Source organism: Streptococcus suis (assembly GCF_002960445.1).
In the GTDB taxonomy this organism is placed as follows: Bacteria; Bacillota; Bacilli; order Lactobacillales; family Streptococcaceae; genus Streptococcus; species Streptococcus hyiners.
Genome location: NZ_POJD01000066.1, coordinates 148,731 through 168,125, shown reverse-complemented (window position 1 = coordinate 168,125; position 19,395 = coordinate 148,731). Strand labels below are relative to the sequence as shown.

Sequence of the window (19,395 nt, the reverse complement as noted above, 5' to 3'; positions counted from 1 at the left end):
TGTGATTATTATTTCAATTCTTGAGCAAGTATCTCTAAAACCTGCTCTAAGTTTTCTAAATAGGTCAAGTTATTTTCTGGATCTGCCTCCAGAGGATCCAAGACCTTCAAGTCTACACCTGTCGAAGTTGCCAGAGCCTTGGCCAACTTATCCGACGTTCCCTTTTCGGTAAAAATCGTTTGTACCTTATATGTGTCGACAAACTCTTTAATCTCTGCCAACTGCCTTGGGCTAGGTTCTTCCTCAGATACCCCTGCTATCCCCAACTGCTTTAGACCGAAGCGCTGGGCAGTATAGGAAAAGGCAGTGTGTTGGGTCACGAAGGTTTTTGAACTGGCCTTAGCAAAGATTGGAATATATTTGTCCGCCAACTTTTTGGCATTCTCATCCAAAGCCTTAGCATTTTTCCGATAATAATCCGCATTTTCAGGATCACTCTCTGCCAAAAGTTCCCCAATTTCAAGGGCTTCCTGTCCGACCAAGACCGGATCCAGCCAGGTGTGGGGATCATACAAACTAGCCTCATCAATCCCCTGACCAACTTCCATATCTTCTAAGCCAGGCACTTTTGACAAAGGCAGGCTTGTAGATGCTTCTAAGACCTGGACAGACGAACCCTGTAAATTCGGATCCAAGCGCCCTGCCCAGGACTCCAAAATCCGTGAGTGATAAATAAAGACATCTGCATCGTAAATGGCTCGTATATCTGCCGCTGATGGTTCGTATGAATGAATTCCTGAACGCGAACCAATCATCCGAACATCATTCTTATCTCCTGACACTTCCTTAACCAGTGAATAAATAGGGTAAAACGATGTCACAATCCGCATACCTGACTGAACCTGACTAGCCTCTTTCTGAACCGAACAAGCCATCAAGCACAAACCAGCTAGAACAAAAAGACAGGCTCCAAGTATTTTCTTTAGCATATTTCCTCCTTTTCACAAAAAAACATTAACCAGTTAAGTTTATATCACAAAACAATTAACCAGTCAAGTATTTTTGAAAAATATATACTATTTTATCAAAAAACAAAAAGAAAACCCGACTAAGTCGAGTTTCCAATTTTCACTATATTATTTTACAGTTGCAGTGCTTGTAATCACTTCTACAGCTTTCTTAACAGCGATGTCGTGTTTAAGCATTTCTGGTGAAAGCAAGCTACGAACTTGTGCCACTTCCATACGGTAAGTAGCTGCCAAGTCTTCGATTTCTTTCTCGATTTCAGCGTCAGTTGCTTCAAAGCCTTCTGCTTTCGCTACTGCTTCAACAACCAAGTTAGTCTTAGTACGTTTTTCAGCATCTGCTTCGTATTGCTTATGCAAGTCTTCACGAGTTGTACCAGTGATTTGGAAGTACATGTCTGGTGAGATACCTTGTTGTTGCATACCACCCAAGAATTCATTGATTGCACGGTGAACTTCTTCGTGGATCATTTCTTCTGGCAATTCAACGATCTCAGCGTTTTCTACAGCCAATTCAAGAGCTGCTGATTCAACTGCATCGTCAAAGGCAACTTCTTTTGCTGCTTCCAATTCTTTGCGGTATTTAGCTTTCAACTCATCAAGTGTTTCTACTTCTTCGTCGATGTCTTTTGCCAATTCGTCATCCAAAGCTGGAACTTCTTTTGCTTTTACTTCGTGGATTTTTGTTACGAAGAGGGCTGGTTTACCAGCAAGGTCTGCTGCTTGGTAGTCTTCTGGGAAAGTCACTTCAACGTTTACTTCTTCACCAGCTGCGTGGCCTACCAATTGTGCTTCAAAACCTGGGATGAATTGACCTGAACCAAGTCCAAGTGAGAAGTTTTCGCCTTTACCGCCGTCAAATTCAACACCGTCGATTGAACCTACAAAGTCGATCACAACTGTATCGCCTTCAGCTGCTGGACCTTCTTTGATGACCAATTCAGCCAAGTTGTTGCGCTCACGCTCGATTTTTGCATCAACTTCTTCATCTGTTACTTCTTTAGTAGCTTCTACTGAGACTGCCAAGTTTTTGTAGTCACCCAATTTTACTTCAGGTTTTGTCACAACTTCCGCAGTGATTGTCCAGTCTTGGCCTTTTTCCATAGACACAACGTCGATTTTTGGTTGTGCAACGACTTCAAGACCAGCTTCTGCAACCGCTGCTTCATAAGCTGCTGGCAATAATGCATTTACAACATCTTGGTAAAGAGCTTCTTCACCAAATTTTTGGTTGAAAACGGCACGTGGCAAGTGACCTTTACGGAAACCTGGAAGATTGATATCTTTCTTAACTTTGTTGAAAACGCGGTCCAATTCTGGTTTAATCGCATCTTGACCGATTGTGAAAGTCAAAACGCCGCGGTTTGTTTCTTTTGCTTCAAATGATACAGACATTCTGTCATTCTCCTTAAAATTTTATTGCATACTCTTCATTATAACACAATTGACAAGGATTTCAACGATTTTATAACGGACTTTTGGGAAATGGCGGAGCTTCTACCCTATCCTCTAATCTGGCTGTTGACCGTCGTGGGCTAGCCATTTGCAGTCTGTCAAGGTCATTTCTGTAAAGACCGCTTCAAAAGAAGAGTCTTCTGGTGAACAGGCATAGATACCAAAACGAATTTTCCCGCCGCCTTCAAGTAAGTGGCAAATCCGCATCTGCTCAAAATGAACACCGTCTTTAGAATTTTCGATGCAGAAATCACTACCCCGTCGGCTCAAACGGTAGTAGATTGACTTGACAGAAGCAGGAATTTCCTGGGTTGCCCAATCTGAAAAGCCCTGATTGGTCACAACACTACCCAAATGCTGAAAATCTTCATTTTCATACTCAATCGAGCCCTTAATCCAGTTTTCCGAATCCTGATAGACCACGACACCACACTGGTCAAAGCGGGTATGGCTATTGGAAAAATCCGTCTTAACCGTAAAGGAAAAATACTCTTCCTCCGTGTCCATCAAGAGCAGGGGTGCATTGTCATTGACAAAATGGTAATAGGTCTTCTGCCACAAGTCTGTATGAGCTTGGGTCGTGATTCTAATTTCTTTTTCCGAAATCTGATAGTTTTCTGGTTCTCGCACCCAGTAAAAATTCTTAGTGTTCATGTTACTCCTTAGTTCGTTCATCTATAAAAGTCATCATCCGCTCAAATGCTTTGGCAGACACCGGGTCATTTCGTAAATTCGCCACAAAGCCATGCGGCTTTTCAAGCCCTTCTTCTGCCAAAGGATCGACCAATTCATTTTCAACTCCCGCTTGCTTCAAAGCCTTGTTGAGCGATACCATATCTGTTCGATACTCGCTTCCCAGAAGGAAACTAGCTGGGTAGTCCTTGGTCACATGGGAAATCGGGTTATAGGCATTGATTTCTTCCTCACTTAGATAAATGGTTTCTGAAACATAATTTCCAACCAAAATCTTCGTGCTTAAGCTAAACTTGGCATAATCTAAAGGAGCATCGTCGATGACCAGAGCCTTGACATGTTCTTTTGCAATACTTGGTTCAATGTTCAATAGCTGAGCATACTCTTGATTGGCTAAGACACTACCATATTGTGCTACCATGATGGCACCTGCTGATGAACCCATTAAGACGACATTGTCCATGTTCAAGTGATATTCTTCAGCGTGTTCCTTCATGTAGGCAATGGCCTGATTCATCTGAATCACTGGCGTTGGAAAATGATAGTCTGGAACAAGGGCATAGTCCACATTGACCACATTATATCCTTTTGACACGATATCGTCAATGAGATAGGTGGCTTGGCTGGCAGCCAGAGGGTCCCCCATATTTTTACTCCCCCCAAAGAAACCACCGCCGTGGAAATAGAAGAGGGTTGGACGGTCAGCTTCAAAATTTTGGTCTGGATAGGTAATATCTAAAAAGCTGTTAGGGTAGTCCTTGCTATAGGCAATCTCACTTTTCAGATACTGACCATTCTCTTTCAGACCATCAATGGGTTCGTAAAGGGGACTGTAAGAGTTGGGCGAACTCTCCTTGTACATAAACGATTGAATAACACCGACTACCAACTGCGGATGATTGGTAACAGACACATAAGCAATGATACCGAGACTAACTACAATCCCAAAGGCCCATAAGATAATTTTTTTGAATTTTTTCATGAGTTCTCCTAATCTAATAGTTCTAATCCATAACTGTTTACCTGTCCATTGACAGCATCATCCAGCCATTCTGCCACACTCTTGTCTTGAGACATAGGAGTGAAAAACGTTGGAAAGTTTATGGTAGTATGCTGAGTAGCGGTAGTTTTTTCATCTTGCCCATAATTCCAGATAAAAATACCCACGCCATCAATCTTAGATTGCAGTTCTTGAATCATTTTTTTAAGTTCTTTTTGAAAGTGCTCACTGCTCTCTTCTGTTGCATCTGCTAGTTTCCCTTGGTCAATATAGGCTTGATATTGCTGAAGAATCCCATCTCGATAGGAAATGTCAAATAAAATCTTAACGCTATCCCCGCGTTTCTCATGGAGGGCTACTAAGCTATCCAAAACAATATTGTCTGAATGCAGGCGGTCACTAATAGAAGTCGGTGTTTTCCAGACATTTTCCGCTATGCTTTTCCAATTATCATGTCTCAAAAAGGAACTATCCACTGCAACTGTGACATTTTTCGCTGTTGGAAAATGAGAAATGACATCATCCGCTAGCAGTGAGGTCGCAAACCCACCAGCTGAAAATCCAGTTACCAGAAGCGTATCGGGATTGCCAACGTGCGGTTTGGCTGCTGCTAATATACTCATCAGATTGGAATAACCTTGGTGATGGACTACCTGCTCTTTTCCGTTATCATCTATATAAGAAAAGTTTTGGGTCCCTGCATGAAAATCTCCTGTCCCATACGGAAGGACAATCATAGTCCAGTCCTTAAATGGATTATCTTCCTGCGGACTTCCAATTCCCCAAGTTGCGACATAATCTTGATGGCCAGTTGTGGTCGCAAAATAGCGTGTGCCACCACTAGCAGTCTCTTCATTGATACTCACACCACCACCGAAGAAATAGACCATCACCTTATTCTTCTCTTTGCCGATACGAAGCAGGCCGTGTGCTTGATTGCCTTGAGAATCTACAACCCCTTCGGGACTGAGGCGGTACCATTCATTCACTTGTGGGGTCTGATCAACAAGCTCAGGAGCTGACCAGCCAAACGTCTTTTTGTAGGCAATAAAACCAAGCAAGGCTAGAACAACTGTTACAGCTGCTACTATTTTCCAAACTTTTTTCATACTTTCTTTTTTCTGTCCTTTATGGTATATTTTTAGAAACAAGTGTTTCGTTTTTTATTAGTATAGTAGATGAACAGTGGGAAAACTAGTCCCAGCTCTGCTATTTGCCCAAAAGGAAACAAATGAAAGGAAGTGTTTCGTGTGGAAAGAGTGAAGCGGAAAGAATCATTATTTGTGGAGAGTATCGTGGAGGCTTTGTGGGAGTTGCTGGAAGACAAATCCTTTGAAAAGATTAGTGTGTCTGAGTTGGTGGAGCGAGCTGGCATCGGTCGGGTGACCTTTTACCGCAACTTTTCCAATAAGGAAGAGGTCCTCGAACGTTCCTTCAACTTGGAGTTACAAACCTGGTTGTCAGAGAGGCAGATTGACTTGTCTGATTGGTCAGATGCTCATCTCTTACTAGCTTTACGGCAATTTTTTGACTTTTGGTATGAGCAACAGGATAAGATTCGCTTATTGACTGCCAACCATTTGGACTACTTGCTCGAGGAGGTCTTGGATCGCTATTTCAAAGAAAGACTGGGGGACATGACCGATGATTTTCACCTGCAATTCATTGTGGGAGGATTTTTCCGAGTGCTTAAAACCTGGGTTGCTAGAGGCTGTAAGGAAAGCCCCGATGACATCATGCGGTTGATGGGTGAGCAATAGGGCAAGCTTATCAACTGTCTTGACCAGACCAAGCAAAAAGACTTAGGCAACTGATGTTCAGTCACTCTAAGTCTTTTTGTATATATAGTGAGGATGGGCTCAAGCCCAAGACCACTACTCAGAGTTCGTGTCAACATCTCAGCGCAGTGGTTGATTGGCAGATTTGTTCGTGTTTTACACTCCAAATCTGACCATTACGACTGATGCGAACAGAGTTCGCTTCATTTCCAACCTCCAACAGTCACTACTCTGACTGTTTTGTAGCGAACTCTGTTCGCTCTATCTCCGACCTCCAAAGGTTCCCCAAACCTTTGGAGCTACGCGGGGGTGGGAGTTTAAAAGGTCTGGGAGACCTTTTAAAGTGGGAGATATAAGCTGACGGTAGTCAGCTCACATAAATTGATGTCTGGGGATAGACTGTTTCAGCTCAACAACTGGAAATAAGGACTTGTTGACGAACTCTTCTATGAATGGTCGAGTTCTTTCCCACTCCCATTTAAGTCCTTTTCACTTTTTCTTCTATGGCTTTTTCTAGGTCAACCAGAACATCAGACATATACATGGTTTTCAATTCTTTCTCCATAGCTGTCTGGACTTGGACTAGTTTGTCATCCACAGCAGCATGGATATTCCCTCCCACGATACAGTCGGGATGGGGATTTTCATGAAAATTAAACAAGCCTTTCTTATCAATATTGTCCACCGTAACAAAGATGTCATAAAGGCTAATGTCATCAAGTGGCTTTGCCAAACGAAAACCGCCGCTACCCTGCTTGGCATCTACAATTCCCGCATCCTTCAAACCAGATAGAACCGAGCGAATGATAACGGGATTGGCTTGAATACTGTTTGCCAAAACCTTGCTGGTGACACGTTGCTGGTCTTGAAAGAGATGGATAAAGGCCAAGGCGTGAATGGCAATGGTAAATTTATTTGAGATCTGCATAACACTCTTTTACTCGCTGACAAGGCTAATACGTGCTTTGAGATGATTACCTGATGCAATCTCGTCAATCATACCAATGGCATAATCTGCATAGGAAATAACGCTTTCTCCCTTGCTGTTCAAGACCAACTCTTCACCGCCAAGAATATAGCGACCTGTCCGTTCGCCGTCTGCTTGGAAATCACCTGCCGGGCTTACATAGGTCCAGTTGACATCATCTACTTGACGAAGGGCCTCAAGTGCTTCCTTGTGAGCATTTAGCACAGGCAATACTTCCTCTGGAAACTCTGTTACATCTGCCACAGTCAAGGTATGCTCTGGATTAACATAGAGGCTTGCTGCTCCACCAACCACAAGCAAACGTGTTTGTGAACCTCTTAGGATAGCCGCCAAATGTTTGGCTGCATCAGGAACCATATGCACAGTGTCTGCTGTCCAGGCACCTACTGCATCCACTACCGCATCAAAACCAATCACATCATCGGCTGTCAGGTCAAAAACATCCTTTTGAAGAACCTGCTGTGCGACTGTCTTATTTTCACCACGAACGATGGCCGTTACTTCAAAACCACGCGCTACCGCTTCTTTCACAATCAGGCTACCTGCTTTACCGTTCGCTGCTACTACTGCTATTTTCATTTTCTTTTCCTCCGAAATGTTTTTTGTTGTAAATTGTTTTGTTACAACTTTTTCGAAAATTGTTGGCAGGTTCATTTATCACAGAAAAAAGATCTGAGATGAACTCTCAAATCTTTTCTAGTCTATTCTACTTCCTCCTCGGTTTCAAGGCTGACAGACCGTGGGCCTTGACGGTTTGGAGAAGATAGGGCCAGGCGTTTTGACTGACGGTGACAGATTTTCCCTTGGCCAAGCGTTTCATCTGGGCCTCGTAATAACTGACGCCAATAATGGGACCAAGAGCCTTATCCAGTTTTGGAAGACCTGTTGTCAGGCGAGGCGTTGTCAGTTCCACATCACCGACTTGACGGTAATCATTGACAAGACTCGGACGAAGGACAAAGGGTCTGGCAAGGCCAATCATGGACACACCATCCTTGATAGCTTCCTCCATCTGAGTGACTTTTCGGAAACCGCCTGTTGAAACAATAGGAACAGAAGTCAAATCTGCTAGAGCAAGGGCATAGGTGACAAATCCAGCACCATTCTCATATTCACTACCAAAAACAGGTGTCTCATAATTGCCACCTGAAATTTCAATCAGGTCGATACCCAAGTCAGACATGGTTTTCACCACATGCTTGCAATCCTCAAAACCAAAGCCCTCTTCCTTAAAATCAGAAGCATTCAATTTCAAGGCGATGGTAAAATCTGGTCCCACTTTGTCACGCAGACCTTGATAGACTTCCACCAAAAATCGCATGCGCTTGTCCAGACTGCCACCATAGCGGTCCGTCCGCTGATTATCTGCTGGCGAGAGGAATTGATTGATCAAGTAACCATGTGCAGCGTGTAACTGTACACCTGTAAATCCTGTTGCTTTTGCCCGAAGGCCTGCTGCAATAAATTTATCTCTAGCTTCTTTGATGTCAAACACGGTCATTTCTCTCGGTGGACGAAAGGCCGAAGCTGAGCCTCCAGAAATCGGAATGGCACTGGGTGCAATCGGAGTTTGATTGATTGACCGATACATCTGTTTGCCAGGGTGATTGAGCTGGAGCCAGATAGGCACACCGTTCTTTTTCCCAACGGCTGCCCATTTCCGAAATTGAGCCAGATGATTGTCTGAATCAAGGACCACATTGCCCGGCTCACCAAGGTAGCGGCCGTCCACCATGACATTACCTGTCACTAAAACACCCATTCCCTGCTTGGCCCAAAAATCATATAAGGCAATCAGGTCACCTGAAGGAGCTCCCTGACTATCTGCCAGAGTTTCGCTCATGGCGGATTTGAAAAAGCGATTGTCTAAGACCTGACCATTGGGCAGTTGGAGGTTTTCTAGCAAAATTTTAGTCACCGTAGCTCTCCTTAAATACTTGAATTTTCTTATCAAGATAGGCTAGTAAGGCCTGGCTCTTTGCTACATCAAAGCCTTTCAAGCTGACCCCTGCCACTTTTTTCTCTGAAAAATAACGACCTGATACTCCAGCCACCTCTGGTGACAAACTTAAGTAGTAACCCGTTTCAATCCCCTGGTCCAAATCTTTGGAAAATGGTTTCATCAGACTGGTGAGAATTCGACTTCTCAGGTTGCGTTTGACACCATCATTGCCCAAATTTGTCGCAATCAAGCCAGGATGGTAGGCATTGACAGTCACAGATGAACCTTGCTTTTCTAAAGCATCTGCCTGAGCAATGGCCAGCCAAATGGTGTATAGTTTGGCATTATTGTAAGCCAAGGTTGCAGAATAGCTCTGCTCTAAACCAAAATCCAAGCCTCTGGTTTGTGCAAAATGGTGCATAAAGGAAGAGGTGTGAATGACCCTGCCTCCTGCTTTTTCCAGCAAGGGCAGCAATTCCGTCGTCAAGATATAGGGAACTTGGACAGACAGCATAAAGGTCATCTCGATATTTTCTGCCGTTGCCACACGGGCATCACCAAAGTAAGCACCCGCATTGTTTAACAAGACATCAATCTGCTCAAAATCGCGTTTAATTTCTTGGCTGAAACGATAGACATCTGCTAACTTGGAAAAGTCTGCAAGGTAGCCGTGAATTTTTTTATTTCCTGTTTTTAGTTGAATATCACTGAGGGCTACACGGAGCTTTTCGCTATTTCGCCCGTGCAAGATCACTTCATGACCTTCACTAGCCAGTTTCATGGCTAGGTGTTTTCCGATTCCATCCGTCGATCCTGTGATTAAAATGGTTTTAGGCATTGCTTTCCTCCAAAAAGGCTAATAAGGCTTTCGAAAACTCTTCTGCATTTTGGAAAATCGAGCCGTGTCCTGCATTTGGATAGATAATCAGTTGGCTATTTTTGATCTTCTCATGCATAGTATAAGAATTTTCTGTTGGAACCTGCATATCCTTATCACCGTTGACGATCAGAGTTGGTTGGGTGATAAAGGTCATGTCATCTTGCGGCTCTCTTCCCCAGCGTTTGATAGCTTTCAGCTGGGTCAAAAATCCTGGAACATTCATGTCCTTGTCTGCATGAGCAGCACTTCTTTGCCCCATACGACCCAAGACTTTTTCTGCCTCCAAACGACCTGCCTCATCATGATTGTAGAAGATGTAGCGTTTTGGATCCACACGCTCTAAACCAGCCTTCAGCATATAGCGGAAGGTTTTTCCCGTTACCTTATCAACTTCAAAACCACCACGAGGACCTGTGCCTGCTAAAATCAAACGGTTGACCAGCTGACTATCCAGACGAACGATTTCTTGAGCAATAAAACCACCCATAGACAGACCCAGCAAATTGATTTTCTCATGACCCAAAGCCTTGATAATGGCAACAGCCTGCTCAGCCATTCCTGGAATAGTTGGAGCCACCTTGCCTTGACTAGCTCCCACGCCAGGTAGGTCTAGGACAATCACATGGTGCTGTTCAGCTAGCAAATCCAGCAATTTTGGATCCCAGTTGTCCAAGGTCGCTGCTAGGTGAACCAGCATGACCAAAGGGATGTCAGACTTGCCCTTGCTGAGCTCACGATAGGCGATTTTATTGTTTGAAACGGTGATGTATTGGTTTTTGGTTGTAATATATGACATGATTTTTCCCTGTATATTTTATTTTTTTAGTTGAAACTGAGGACTGTTTTTCCGCGTGAACGACCGTTGGCAACCTTATCAAGTGCTGCGTTGACTTCTTCAGATGGATAAACGGTATCGATAGATGGTTTGATTTCGAGCTTGCTGAAAATGTCTGCTACCTCTTGCAGTTGATGACCATTGCTCTCTACGAAAATGAAATGGTAGTGAACACCGTATTTCTTAGCCATTTTGTCAAATGAACGACCAGCTAGACCAAACAAGATTTGTTTCCATTTTGGCAAATTCATGCGTTTGGCAAATTCACCATTTGGCATGGCACGAAGGGAAACCAGCTGTTCACCTTTTTTCATAATCGTCATTTGTTTCTCTGTTTCTGCACCACCGAGTGTGTCCAAGACATAGTCAACATTGCTAAGTGTTTTGGTGTAATCTTCTGTCTTGTAATCGATAAACTGGTCTGCACCCAGTGACAACACCCGCTCTGCACTTGCCCCATCACCATTAGTAATGACGGTCAAGCCTTTGGCTTTGGCAATCGGAATAGCCATACCGCCGACACCGCCAGTTCCACCTGAGATGAAGATGGTCTTGCCTGCCTCAGCACCCATGAGATCAAGGGCTTGCATGATAGTCAAGGCTGTCAGAGGAACAGCAGCCGCTTCTTCATCTGTCAAGTAGGCAGGAACCTTAGCAAGAGCTTGAGCGTCAACCGCTACATACTCAGCAAAAGCACCGATACTATCAAGCGGAAGACGACCGAAGACACGATCACCTGCTGCAAAGTTGGTTACAGTTATACCGACTTCTTCAACCAAGCCGACTACTTCATTTCCAGCTGTTTGTGGCAATTTGTAAGGAACAATCAATTTCACATCTCCGCGTGAGATCATATTGTCCAATGGATTAACGCCTGCTGCGGTCACTTTGACAAGGACTTGGTTAGGCTTGATTTGTGGTTTAGCAATTTCTGTAAGGTTAAGGGCGATGTTGTTTTTGTTATAAGATGTGTGTTGTGCTGCTTTCATGTTCTTCTCTTTTCTATTCTTTAGATTGTTCCTGTATCACTTACAGGTCTATGTTTGAGTTTATAAAATCTGACCGAGGTCAGATTCGGGTTACTTGTGCGGATTGATAGAGATTATCAATGACATTATCTAAGGATTGACGACTGAGTTGATTTTCCAGTTCTTGTTCAACGCTGGAAAAGATGGGAACCATTGCGCCTTCTATATGCTGCCCAACTGGACAAGTGAGATTGGCATTCTGGTGTATCTGAAACAATCGAATATGCTCCACTTCTTGTGTCGCAAGGTAGATTTCCAATAAGCTAATATCCTTAGGGGACTTGCTCAATTGGTAGCCTGATCGTCCTTGATGCGAAGTGATTAGGCCTGCATTTTTCAAGAGTGCAATCACCTTGCGGATGTAGCTGGCATTGGTGCCAACGCTCTCAGCCAAGGCTTGCGAGCTAAGTATTTCCTTGCTCTCACTGATCATGGTCAGTATATGAAGGGCTACTGAAAACTTTGTATCCATTTGTGCTCCTTTCTGTTCTTGTATCAACCACAAGAACAAGTTTACCATAAGCTAGACCTCTTGGCAAGTCTTTTGCTTTATAGTCATTTGAATTAACTTTGATACATCGTCACTTTCGGCTTGCCGTACTCTGCAGAAGTGACTTGCTTTGCAAGTTTTATCTCCAACCAAGCACAGCCACTAGGCTGTGCTAGCAACCTGCACCTCGGTTCCTTGTCTGAAAGCTAATTCATTCGACTATATTTTTTATTAAGCATTCTACCAAGAAGTTGCTTGTCTTACATGCGTTTGCCGTTTAGGACGAAAGGCAAGGTTTTTTCTATATGATAAGCGTGGACTGCGGAGGCGTATTGTACCACTTCTGCATTCAGCTGCGGAGCTAGGTTGGCATAGAAGGCCTCTCTTGCCGCCTGATCCGCAAAACCTAGGATGATGGAGGCATGAAGGTGGTCTTCCTTAGGATTGTCATGAGCAACATTTGGGGTATTCCAAGTCGCTTTATTCCAAGGAAGATAGACCTGTGTCCGTACTTCCGTTACCCCAGAGATTGTCGCCAGTTGACTGGCTAGGCCATCTTGAACAAATTTTTTGAAACTACCGCTCTTCACACCATCTTTGCGACGGAAGTAAAGGACATCACGCAGTTGGGTTTGGGCCTGAGTGCTAATATGATACCAACGTGATGAATATGGGAAGCCCATGTGCATCAAAGTTCGACGGAAAACATTGACCTCATCTTCAAAGGCAAGAGCCGTCTGACGGCGACCGCCTATTGGTGCCAATAACTTTTGATAGGTCACTTCCGCAATGCCATCAATCCGACGGTCTTCTGGAACAGCCGTCTCCAAGCCTTTCGCTTTCGGCCAAAAACTATGTTCTGTCGCACTCAAATGTTGCTGGCGGTATTCTAATAGACCCGGTGAAGCTGCGATAATCTGCGCATGCCCGCCACTCCAGTAGTCCATTCCCTCTTGGCGCGGTTTATCTTGACGCATCCATAATAAAATGGACAGTGAAAATCGTTGTTGGTATCCTTTTGTCATGTTTTCTCCCTTTGTTCTTGTATCATTTGCAGGAACAAGTTTAGCATAAGCCAGACTTCTTGGCAAGAATTTGGCTCAAAAAAGGGAGTGGGACAAAAATCGGTAACCCGCAGGGTTTGATTTTATCGTCCCACCCCCGCACAGCTCCAAAGGTTTGGGGAACCTTTGGAGGTTGGAAATAGAGCGAACTTTGTTCGCGTCAGCCGTAGAGGCCAGATTTGGAGTGTAAAACACGAATTGCTGAGATTTGCTGTGCAAATCTTATCTCCAACCTTTAACAGTCCACTGGATTGTTAAAGCCACTCAACCACTGCGTCAAGTTTAACTATTGAAAAAAACTAAGGAGGCCAGGACTTTTTCCCAGCCTCCTAATTCTTCCGTATCTTATCTTCCTGATAAGCTGCACGTGCCCCACCGATTAGTTTTGGGCGGCTGGCAAGGGCGGTGACATGGGCCTGTCCAATCTCACGCAGGCTAGGTCTAATCGGAACTTGTACGTGCTTGATATGCATGCCAATAGCTGTGTCGCCGATGTCTACACCAGCCTGAGCAGTGATAAACTCGACTTCGACCGGGACCTTCATATGCTTGAAGGCCGCCAACTGTCCAGAACCACCTGCATGCAGGGTGGGTAAGACATTGACAATTTCCAGGTCTTTCTGAATAGCCAATTCACGCTCCACCACCAAGGCACGATTGAGGTGTTCGCAGCCTTGGACAGCTAAGTAAATACCTTTTGGCTCCAGAATTTCCAAGATGGTTTCAACAACCACCTCACCAACTTCCAGACTAGAATTTTTGCCAATATGCCCACCAATGACCTCGCTAGAGGACAATCCAAGGACAAATATCTGCCCCTTTTGAAGATTGCTGAGTTCTAGGACTTCTTCGACAACTTGCTGGGTTTGAACTTTGATCTTATCGAGTGACATAGCCAATAGCTCCACTTTTCTCAACTAATTTAGCCACTGAAAACCCTAAGCCCATCCCGACAAAGTTTTGCATGCTATTGCCAAAAACACTTTCAATAGCTTTGAGGTCATTAAAATAAATCCGAGATGCTAGGTAGTAGCCCCCCACCATCGAAAGCGTCGCCAAGACTAGACCGAGAATCCGTTTCTTACCTGTCCAACCCGCAAAATAACCCTGAGCCCCGTGGAAGACTAGACTAAAGAATGCCCACTGGGGATAGCCCAGCAAGAAATCTATCAAGAGTCCAGATAAACCGCCGACAATGGCTCCTTCTTTCTTGCCCAAGTAAAAGGCTGTAAAGTAAACTCCCACATCCAAAAGTGTGACAAAGCCGGATAGGGTCGGCATATGGACATGGGCCAAGACCAAGGTCAAGGCTGTTAAGATGGCTAATAATACTAATTCTTGTGTTTTTTTATTTCTCATATTGAATCACCCCATAATCATCTGATTTTTCAATCGCCGCATGGACAAAATCCTTGGACAGTCTGACAGCCTCCAAAGGCTCCTGACCCAGCAAGAGCTGACTGGCAATGCTGGACGCAAAGGTACAGCCTGCTCCCACATTGTTTTCTGAAAGCAGAGGCGACTTAAGCACCACCACTTCCTGTCCGTCATAATAAACATCGATAGCCTGTAAACCTCCCAAGCGATTGCCCCCCTTGATGACCACCGACTTGGCTCCTAAGTCATACAAGGCTACTGCCGCCTGCTTCATCTCCTCCACCGTTTTGATGTCTTTTTGGAGCAATAGCTGAGCTTCTGCCAGATTTGGCGTGATGATGCTGACATAGGGAAGGAACTTCAAGAATTCATCTCGCAACTGGCTGACCTCAGTATCATGCGTTTCCTTGCAGACCAAGACTGGATCCAAGACCACAGGAATCTCCTGGTGAGCCTTGATAAACTCCAAAGCCTGCTCTGCTATGTCCACCGTGGGAAGCAAGCCGATCTTAATCGCAGAAAAGGACACATCCTTCAAACTAGCCAGCTGCTGGGCAAACACCGCCGCATCTGTCGGAATGACCTCGAAGCCTTTTTCCGTCATAGCTGTCAAGCAAGTCACGGCCACAAAGCCATGCAGCTTGTGGACAGCGTAGGTGGTCAGATCCGCATGGAGACCGCCACCGCTGAAAATATCGTTGCCCGAAAGCGCCAAAATATACTTAGTCTTCATAGATAATCTCCTTTAGATAGAGGCCATTGCCTGCCGCAGTCGGTCCCGCCAAACCACGATCCTTTTCTGCTAAAATCCTTTTAATCTGCCCAACAGGCATGCGACCGTTACCAATTTTCAGTAAGGTCCCAACCATATTCCGCACCTGCTTATACAAAAAACCGTTGCCTGAAAAGGTAAAAATCAAAAACTGCCGCCGCTGGTCATACTCCATTGTCGCCGCCGTGATGGTCCGCACCTTATCCTCCACCGAGGTCCCTGAAGCCGTAAAGCCTGTGAAATCATGGGTCCCCACCAAGTCCTGAATAGCTTCTTCTATCAAGCTCAAGTCCAAATCATAGGGGTAAAAGGTCGCATAGTGGCGCATCATGGGATTCTTGGGTCGCCCAATATCCACAAGAAACTCGTAGGTCTTGCTATGTTTGGCATAGCGGCAATGAAAATCATCCGCTACCTGCTCCACACTGACCACATCAATATCCTCTGGTGTTTGAGTATCCAGAGCAAAGCGGAGCTTCTCAGCATCTCGACTACCAGCCAAGTCAAAGTGAATCACCTGACCATAAGCATGCACTCCTACGTCTGTACGACCTGCACCATGAACGGTCACCGGCTGGCCGCTGTTCAGTCTTACTAGTGTTTTTTCGATTTCTTCCTGAACGGTACGGGCATGGGGTTGGCGCTGAAAACCAGAAAAGTCATGGCCGTCGTAGGAAATAATTGCCTTATATCGTGTCATGTTCTGATTGTAGCATAAGCAAACTTAGTAAAACAAGCCTATAAAACAACGACTGTCCTAGCACAGATGTTCGACCTCCTATTAGATTGACAGAGCTAAGAAAATACACTATAATGAAAGCAGGAATTGAAATTTAGAATTGTTATTATTACATCGTAGAAAGGAGGGAAGCATGACCCACCACCATAGTAGTGACCATCAAGCGGATTTCGACCACGTCATCCAGCACCTTAAGGAAAAAGGAGTGCGTATCACTTCGACTCGTAAGGCTGTTGTAGCCTACATCATAGAAAGCGATGACCACCCGAGTGCTGAGATGATTTACCAAGATCTTCTACCAGACTATCCAGGAATGAGCCTAGCAACTGTTTACAACAATCTGAAACTTCTGTTGGAAGAAGGATTTGTAACAGAAATCAAACGAACCAATGATAATACGACCTATTATGACTTTATGGGTCATGATCACCTCAATATCATTTGTGAAGTGTGTGGAAAAATTACAGATTTTATGGATATCGAACTACCTAGTCTGAAAAAAGAAGCCCAAGACCAGACAGGTTACAAGGTCACAAAAGAGGTCCTAGCTATCTATGGTATCTGTCCTGATTGCCAATCTAATAAGTCATAAAATAGCAGAGCGAAATATTTCGCTCTTTTTTCTTTCCTTGGAATTGTCTGAAAACTCTTATTTAGAATTATTATAATTAAACTTGACATTTTATTTATAATTGTTATAATTAAAATATAAAAAGATATTTCGAGGAATGATTTATGACTCTAACACAACAATTTAAACAAAATAGTCACATTATCACGACTTCTGTCTGCCTAGTATTTATCCTGGTAGGGATAATCCTGCTACAGACCGGGCAAGGATGGGCACCCTTCCTCTTCATTTCAGCCTTTGTCATCGGAGGCTACCAGTCAGCCAAGGAAGGACTGACAGAATTGTTTGTGGACAAGCACCTGTCTGTTGATCTCCTCATGATTTTGGCGGCGATCGGCTCTGGCCTCATCGGCTACTGGATGGAAGGAGCCCTGCTCATCTTCATCTTCTCCCTGTCTTCTACTTTAGAAGAATTGGCTATGGAAAAAAGCAAGAACGCTATCGCTGCTTTGATGAACATGACCCCGCCTACGGCTCGTAAAATCGAGGAAAATGGTGACATCACTGTTTTGGACACGGCTGACATTCACATCGGTGATTTCTTGCAAGTTCGCAAGGGCGACACTGTACCACTGGATGCTACTCTCATCAGTCCCCAATCTATCTTTGACGAATCCATGATTACAGGCGAGCCGCTCCCTGCGGAAAAAATGGCTGGACAGGCTGTTATCGGCGGCACCATCAACCAAGGGCCAACTGTGACCGTTCAAGTTACGGCTGAAAAAGGCGATGCCCTCTTCGATAAAATCGTCCAGATGGTCGAAAATGCCCAAGAATCCAAATCAAAAACAGCGACTTTCATTGAAAACATGGAAGATACCTATGTGAAAGTTGTCTTGCTTGTGGTGCCTCTCTTTATCCTCCTTGCTCATTTTGCACTGGGCTGGGACTGGTTGACCGCCTTCTATCGTGGCATGATTCTCTTGACCATTGCTTCTCCATGTGCACTTGTAGCTTCTTCTTCACCGGCAACACTTTCTGCCATCAGCCGTGCGGCACGTAAGGGCATGATTATCAAGGGTGGTGACATTGCGGACAATATCGCCAATCTAGAAGCAATCGTCTTTGACAAGACGGGTACCCTAACCATTGGTAAACCTGAAGTTGTAGGTGTAACCTATCTTGGCGATGAAAAACTGATCAAGGAAGTTGTTCAGGCAGTTGAAAAACAATCTAGCCATCCCATCGCTCAAGCTCTCATGACCTATACGGCTGACAGCTCTGCTATTGCCCTCCAAAGCCTAGAAGATGTGACCGGAAAAGGCTTGGTGGCAAGCTATGAGGGCGACAGCTGGAAAATCGGTAAGGCGGGATTTGTGGTAGACAGCCTGGTGAGTCCTCTGTCTACTGGCTTGCTGGCACAGATCGATGAGGCGGAAAGTACTGGGAAAACCCTGGTCTATGTCAGCCAAAATGATGTCCTTGTGGCGATTTTTATGGTGGAAGATAGTTTGAAGCCAGAGAGTAAACTCCTTATCTCTCAGCTGAAAGAGATGGGAGTGACACCCATTCTCTTGACAGGTGACCAAGAAAAGACGGCTCGTTACGTAGCGAGTCAGGTCGGCATTGATCGGGTCATTGCCAACTGTCTGCCGACGGATAAGGCTGCTGTTATCCAAGAACTGCAAACCGAGTTTGCGTCTGTCGGTATGGTGGGGGACGGTATCAACGATGCTCCTGCCCTTGCTCAAGCCAATGTCAGCTATGCTATGGGAAGCGGTACGGACATCGCTATGGAGTCAGCTGACATCGTACTCATGGAGGATTTGACGAGAATTCCTTACTCCATCCGTCTGTCTAAAAAAATGCGGGGCATCATTAAGCAAAATATCGTCTTTGCCCTGTCTGTCATTGCCCTTCTTATCATTTCCAATCTCTTCCAGTCTATCAATCTGCCGCTCGGTGTGGTTGGCCACGAAGGATCTACCATTTTGGTGATTTTGAATGGGTTGAGACTCTTGTACTTTAAATAATTAAATAAAATTCCTCGATTCAAAAGAACCGAGGAATTTTCTAATAAGTCGCCAATCGTTTTTCCAAGTGTACTTGACCGACAGCATATAGTGTACAGATCACCCAATAAATGAGGGCTACACAGATATAGACTGTCATGTAGTCGGACTTGGCTCCACCTACTATCTTGGCCTTATTGAAAATCTCTGGCACTGTAATCATAGCTGTCAGAGAGGTGCTTTTTACCATGTCCAAAAGCACATTGCTAAGAGGTGGTAGGGCAATTCGGAAGGCTTGGGGAATGATGATTTTTCTGTAAATCACATTGGTCCGCAAGCCCAAGGAACGCGCCGCCTCCCACTGTCCCTTATCAATGGCTGAAAGAGATGCACGAATAATTTCAGAAATGTAGGCACTGGACATGGAAGTAAAAGCAATTATGGAGGCCGAAATAGCATCTAACTGTAGGCCCATGAAGGGCAGACCGAAATAGATGAAAAAGAGGAGAACCATGAGAGGAATGCCCCTCATGAGAGAAATATGAGTCATAGCCAGCCAACGCAAGGGCGCTAACTTGGACATTCTAAGTAAGGCAACAAAGAAACCACAAAAGGTACCCAAGGCAAAACCAATCAAAGACAGAGAAAGAGTGTAAGGCAAGCCTTCCAAAATCTGCGGAACGGCTTCCTTCGCAATCTCTACATTAAAAACTGCCTGCCAGTTGATTTCCATATCTTCTCCTCTTTCCTAAAAACCAGATAGACCTTGCCAGTCTTTAACTGACAAAGTCTATACAACATACAAT

Annotated in this window: 21 protein-coding genes; 3 read left to right on the top strand and 18 right to left on the bottom strand. The window is 44.6% G+C overall.

Features of this window, described 5'->3' with window-relative positions:
• Positions 1-8 precede the first annotated feature (8 nt).
• The 5 genes from C1G53_RS01270 to C1G53_RS01250 all read right to left on the bottom strand — a co-directional run bounded on the left by C1G53_RS01270 (position 9) and on the right by C1G53_RS01250 (position 5,222).
• Positions 9-929, bottom strand: a complete 921-nt coding sequence (locus C1G53_RS01270; RefSeq protein ID WP_105117370.1) for a metal ABC transporter solute-binding protein, Zn/Mn family — start codon at positions 927-929, stop codon at positions 9-11.
• Positions 930-1,076: 147 nt separating this feature from the next.
• On the bottom strand, positions 1,077-2,360 hold the full coding sequence (tig, locus tag C1G53_RS01265) for a trigger factor (protein ID WP_105117369.1): 1,284 nt from the start codon (positions 2,358-2,360) through the stop codon (positions 1,077-1,079).
• A gap of 114 nt (positions 2,361-2,474) precedes the next feature.
• Positions 2,475-3,074 carry a DUF1349 domain-containing protein gene (locus C1G53_RS01260; RefSeq protein WP_105117368.1) on the bottom strand — a complete coding sequence of 200 codons (600 nt, stop codon included), beginning with the start codon at positions 3,072-3,074 and terminating at the stop codon, positions 2,475-2,477.
• 1 nt (position 3,075) lies between these two features.
• Positions 3,076-4,095 (bottom strand): alpha/beta hydrolase, encoded by a 1,020-nt coding sequence (locus C1G53_RS01255; protein WP_105117367.1) that lies wholly within the window; start codon positions 4,093-4,095, stop codon positions 3,076-3,078.
• An 8-nt stretch (positions 4,096-4,103) separates the two neighbouring features.
• Entirely contained in the window at positions 4,104-5,222 is a 1,119-nt protein-coding gene (locus tag C1G53_RS01250; RefSeq protein WP_105117366.1) for a pectin acetylesterase-family hydrolase, read from the bottom strand.
• Positions 5,223-5,363: 141 nt separating this feature from the next.
• Here C1G53_RS01250 and C1G53_RS01245 point away from each other — a divergent pair, with 141 nt between their 5' ends.
• The gene (locus C1G53_RS01245; RefSeq protein WP_161941339.1) at positions 5,364-5,873 is read left to right on the top strand and encodes a TetR/AcrR family transcriptional regulator; all 510 of its coding nucleotides are present in this window, start codon (positions 5,364-5,366) and stop codon (positions 5,871-5,873) included.
• Between the two features lie 496 nt (positions 5,874-6,369).
• Here the strand turns inward: C1G53_RS01245 and C1G53_RS01225 are convergent, their stop codons facing one another.
• The 12 genes from C1G53_RS01225 to truA all read right to left on the bottom strand — a co-directional run bounded on the left by C1G53_RS01225 (position 6,370) and on the right by truA (position 15,967).
• A complete protein-coding gene (locus tag C1G53_RS01225; RefSeq protein ID WP_029187645.1) occupies positions 6,370-6,819 on the bottom strand; it encodes an Rrf2 family transcriptional regulator in 450 nt (149 codons plus the stop codon).
• A gap of 9 nt (positions 6,820-6,828) precedes the next feature.
• Positions 6,829-7,458: an NAD(P)-dependent oxidoreductase gene (locus C1G53_RS01220; RefSeq protein ID WP_105117380.1), complete on the bottom strand. Its 630-nt coding sequence runs from the start codon at positions 7,456-7,458 to the stop codon at positions 6,829-6,831.
• Between the two features lie 127 nt (positions 7,459-7,585).
• On the bottom strand, positions 7,586-8,797 hold the full coding sequence (locus tag C1G53_RS01215; protein ID WP_105117363.1) for an NADH:flavin oxidoreductase/NADH oxidase family protein: 1,212 nt from the start codon (positions 8,795-8,797) through the stop codon (positions 7,586-7,588).
• Complete coding sequence (locus C1G53_RS01210) at positions 8,790-9,659, bottom strand: SDR family NAD(P)-dependent oxidoreductase (RefSeq protein ID WP_105117362.1); 870 nt, start codon at positions 9,657-9,659, stop codon at positions 8,790-8,792. The genes C1G53_RS01215 and C1G53_RS01210 overlap by 8 nt, the downstream gene beginning before the upstream one ends.
• Complete coding sequence (locus C1G53_RS01205; RefSeq protein WP_105117361.1) at positions 9,652-10,497, bottom strand: alpha/beta fold hydrolase; 846 nt, start codon at positions 10,495-10,497, stop codon at positions 9,652-9,654. Before C1G53_RS01205 ends, C1G53_RS01210 begins: the two co-directional genes overlap by 8 nt.
• Positions 10,498-10,523: 26 nt before the next feature.
• A complete protein-coding gene (locus C1G53_RS01200; protein WP_105117360.1) occupies positions 10,524-11,525 on the bottom strand; it encodes an NADP-dependent oxidoreductase in 1,002 nt (333 codons plus the stop codon).
• A gap of 79 nt (positions 11,526-11,604) precedes the next feature.
• Positions 11,605-12,036: an Rrf2 family transcriptional regulator gene (locus C1G53_RS01195; RefSeq protein ID WP_014637453.1), complete on the bottom strand. Its 432-nt coding sequence runs from the start codon at positions 12,034-12,036 to the stop codon at positions 11,605-11,607.
• Positions 12,037-12,314: 278 nt separating this feature from the next.
• The gene (locus tag C1G53_RS01190) at positions 12,315-13,079 is read right to left on the bottom strand and encodes a hypothetical protein (RefSeq protein WP_105117359.1); all 765 of its coding nucleotides are present in this window, start codon (positions 13,077-13,079) and stop codon (positions 12,315-12,317) included.
• A 368-nt stretch (positions 13,080-13,447) separates the two neighbouring features.
• Positions 13,448-14,011 (bottom strand): TIGR01440 family protein, encoded by a 564-nt coding sequence (locus C1G53_RS01180; protein WP_105117357.1) that lies wholly within the window; start codon positions 14,009-14,011, stop codon positions 13,448-13,450.
• Positions 13,998-14,477, bottom strand: a complete 480-nt coding sequence (locus C1G53_RS01175; protein WP_105117356.1) for an ECF transporter S component — start codon at positions 14,475-14,477, stop codon at positions 13,998-14,000. Before C1G53_RS01175 ends, C1G53_RS01180 begins: the two co-directional genes overlap by 14 nt.
• The gene (locus C1G53_RS01170; protein WP_105117355.1) at positions 14,467-15,228 is read right to left on the bottom strand and encodes a bifunctional hydroxymethylpyrimidine kinase/phosphomethylpyrimidine kinase; all 762 of its coding nucleotides are present in this window, start codon (positions 15,226-15,228) and stop codon (positions 14,467-14,469) included. The genes C1G53_RS01175 and C1G53_RS01170 overlap by 11 nt, the downstream gene beginning before the upstream one ends.
• Positions 15,218-15,967, bottom strand: a complete 750-nt coding sequence (truA, locus tag C1G53_RS01165; protein ID WP_105117354.1) for a tRNA pseudouridine(38-40) synthase TruA — start codon at positions 15,965-15,967, stop codon at positions 15,218-15,220. Before truA ends, C1G53_RS01170 begins: the two co-directional genes overlap by 11 nt.
• Before the next feature lie 172 nt (positions 15,968-16,139).
• On the opposite strand from truA, the gene C1G53_RS01160 reads away from it, so the two are divergent.
• Positions 16,140-16,598 (top strand): Fur family transcriptional regulator, encoded by a 459-nt coding sequence (locus C1G53_RS01160; protein WP_105117353.1) that lies wholly within the window; start codon positions 16,140-16,142, stop codon positions 16,596-16,598.
• Positions 16,599-16,741: 143 nt separating this feature from the next.
• Positions 16,742-18,610 (top strand): heavy metal translocating P-type ATPase, encoded by a 1,869-nt coding sequence (locus tag C1G53_RS01155; RefSeq protein ID WP_105117352.1) that lies wholly within the window; start codon positions 16,742-16,744, stop codon positions 18,608-18,610.
• 40 nt (positions 18,611-18,650) lie between these two features.
• On the opposite strand, the gene C1G53_RS01150 is transcribed toward C1G53_RS01155, so the two are convergent.
• The gene (locus tag C1G53_RS01150) at positions 18,651-19,322 is read right to left on the bottom strand and encodes an amino acid ABC transporter permease (RefSeq protein WP_105117351.1); all 672 of its coding nucleotides are present in this window, start codon (positions 19,320-19,322) and stop codon (positions 18,651-18,653) included.
• Between the last annotated feature and the right edge of the window lie 73 nt (positions 19,323-19,395).